The sequence below is a fragment of the Carnobacterium sp. genome, from assembly GCF_032094055.1.
Taxonomy (GTDB): domain Bacteria; phylum Bacillota; class Bacilli; order Lactobacillales; family Carnobacteriaceae; genus Carnobacterium_A.
The window spans coordinates 5,825-7,719 of sequence record NZ_DAMDAK010000103.1 but is presented as its reverse complement, the minus strand read 5'-3'; the positions used below and the strand labels follow the sequence as shown (position 1 = coordinate 7,719).

At 34.2% G+C, this 1,895-nt stretch carries 3 protein-coding genes and 1 pseudogene; all 4 read left to right on the top strand.

Translation table 11 applies throughout. From position 1 onward, the window contains the following. Positions 1-478: alpha/beta hydrolase (locus RT405_RS12235; RefSeq protein ID WP_313470044.1), on the top strand; the 478-nt coding region annotated here is incomplete at its 5' end. A gap of 149 nt (positions 479-627) precedes the next feature. Beyond that, the gene (locus tag RT405_RS12230; protein WP_192988176.1) at positions 628-963 is read left to right on the top strand and encodes a DUF2187 domain-containing protein; all 336 of its coding nucleotides are present in this window, start codon (positions 628-630) and stop codon (positions 961-963) included. 296 nt (positions 964-1,259) lie between these two features. Continuing rightward, a complete protein-coding gene (locus RT405_RS12225; protein WP_192988188.1) occupies positions 1,260-1,652 on the top strand; it encodes a MarR family winged helix-turn-helix transcriptional regulator in 393 nt (130 codons plus the stop codon). A gap of 17 nt (positions 1,653-1,669) precedes the next feature. Next, positions 1,670-1,895, top strand: a pseudogene (locus RT405_RS12220) (3-oxoacyl-ACP synthase); the annotation flags it as partial.

Sequence of the window (1,895 nt, the reverse complement as noted above, 5' to 3'; positions counted from 1 at the left end):
TGTTCGTGGAAATGTTATGGAAAATGGGATGCCACGTTTTTTTAAACGATTGTCTGAAGGGGTTTTTGATGAAGAAAGTTTGCTATCAGAAACGAAAAACCTATATGAATTTATACATGAAGCAGCTGAAAAATATGAGTTTGATGTGAATAATGTAGTGGCTTTAGGTTACTCAAACGGAGCCAATATCGCTGCTAGTTTATTGTATCATTATCAAGCTGTTTTTAAGGGAGCTTTGCTGCATCATCCCATGGTTCCTTTAAGAAATAAAGTACTTCCTGACTTATCTGGTATACCTATTTTTATCGGGGCAGGAGAAAATGATCCACTGTGTCCACCAGAAGAAAGTAAAGAATTGCAGCAAACCTTTGAAAAAGCGGGAGCACAAGCAACGATAGAATGGAACAATCATGGACACTCATTGACACAAAAAGAGATAATGGCAGCTGCTGAATGGTATTCCAAGCGCTTCAATTGAAAGAAGGAGCTTTTGGCTGAAAAGGATGGCAGATTTTTTCCACTTGTTTCGTAGATTTCATTTTGATGAAAAATATGTTATAATAGAGAAGTGAACGATAAAATATTCAGGTAACGTGCTTTAAGAATCAAAGAAATGAGGGAATTTATATGGGAAACAAAATAACCAAAGAAATTCAATCGTTAGTTGAGGTTGAGCTTCGAAAAGGAGCCAGCAAATCAAGAATTGCGACTCTTTTGGGCGTGCCGTATGATGAAGCAAATGAAATTATCGATGAAATAAAAGCTTCTTTCAGACCAGACTTGGGAGATCAAATTATTTTTTTATTTAGAGATGAAAAAATGGCTGGAACTATTGTAAAGTTGTTAAATAACAGTGCAGTTGTTGAAATCTATTGGGAAAAATCTTCTGAAAAAATGAAAGATATTATGGAATCTAAAACGATCGTTAACTTTAAAGATATCGTTGAATTTGTCCATAGTTAAGTTTAATCAAATAGAATAACCACCAAAAACATCCATTCTTTAAAAAGAGAAGGGATGTTTTTTTATTTTAAAAAATAGGTGTAAAAACTGAATAAACAGCTATTTAAGTGGACCTGTATTATTTTGTTTTATTTTCTGCTTGACAGTTTTTGATTTTAATAATATAGTTTGATAGTCAAATAGTTTGATGCTCAAAGTAATTTATTGGAGGCAAATATAAGAACGGAGGAGCTGATGTGGATAAAGCATTAGTACATGAAATCAATACTTATTTAATAACGATTTTTAATGAAATTATGATCATTGAAGAAGATGCACTTCAAGGCAGTACATTTAAAGATATTTCTATTAAAGAAATGCATACTATCGAAGCTATCGGAATGAATCGAGACCATACGACATCCGAAGTCGCTAAAAAGCTGGCTATTACTGCTGGAACATTAACCGTTTCTGTCAATAACTTAGTTAAAAAAGGGTATGTTGAAAGAATTCGCAGTGAAATGGATCGTAGGGTGGTTAAGCTAGGTCTTACCAAGAAAGGCCGACTTCTTTACCGATTACATGATAAGTTTCATCGAGATATGGTAAAAGAGACTATATCTGGGATGGAACAAGAAGAAGCTGAGATATTAATCAAAGGTCTAAGAAACCTTCATATTTTTTTAGACCAAATAAAAAATAATTTATAAGAACAGAGTTGAACTCGATGCAAGCAAAAATTATTGGTACCGGGAGCTATGTTCCTCAAAAAGTAGTTTCCAATGAAATGTTGGAAAGTTTAATGGACACCAGTGACGAATGGATCAAAACAAGAACTGGCATCGAAAGACGTCATCTAGCTGAAACGGAGAATACATCTGTTCTTTGCGGGAAGGCGGCTGAAGCGATTCTTGAAAAAACGGGTATCATCGCAGAAGAAATCGATTTGATCA

Coding starts and splice junctions, on each gene's coding strand:
- RT405_RS12230 (WP_192988176.1), top strand. CDS start 628: ATGGGAAACAAAATAACCAAAGAAATTCAATCGTTAGTTGAGGTTGAG.
- RT405_RS12225 (WP_192988188.1), top strand. CDS start 1,260: ATGATCATTGAAGAAGATGCACTTCAAGGCAGTACATTTAAAGATATT.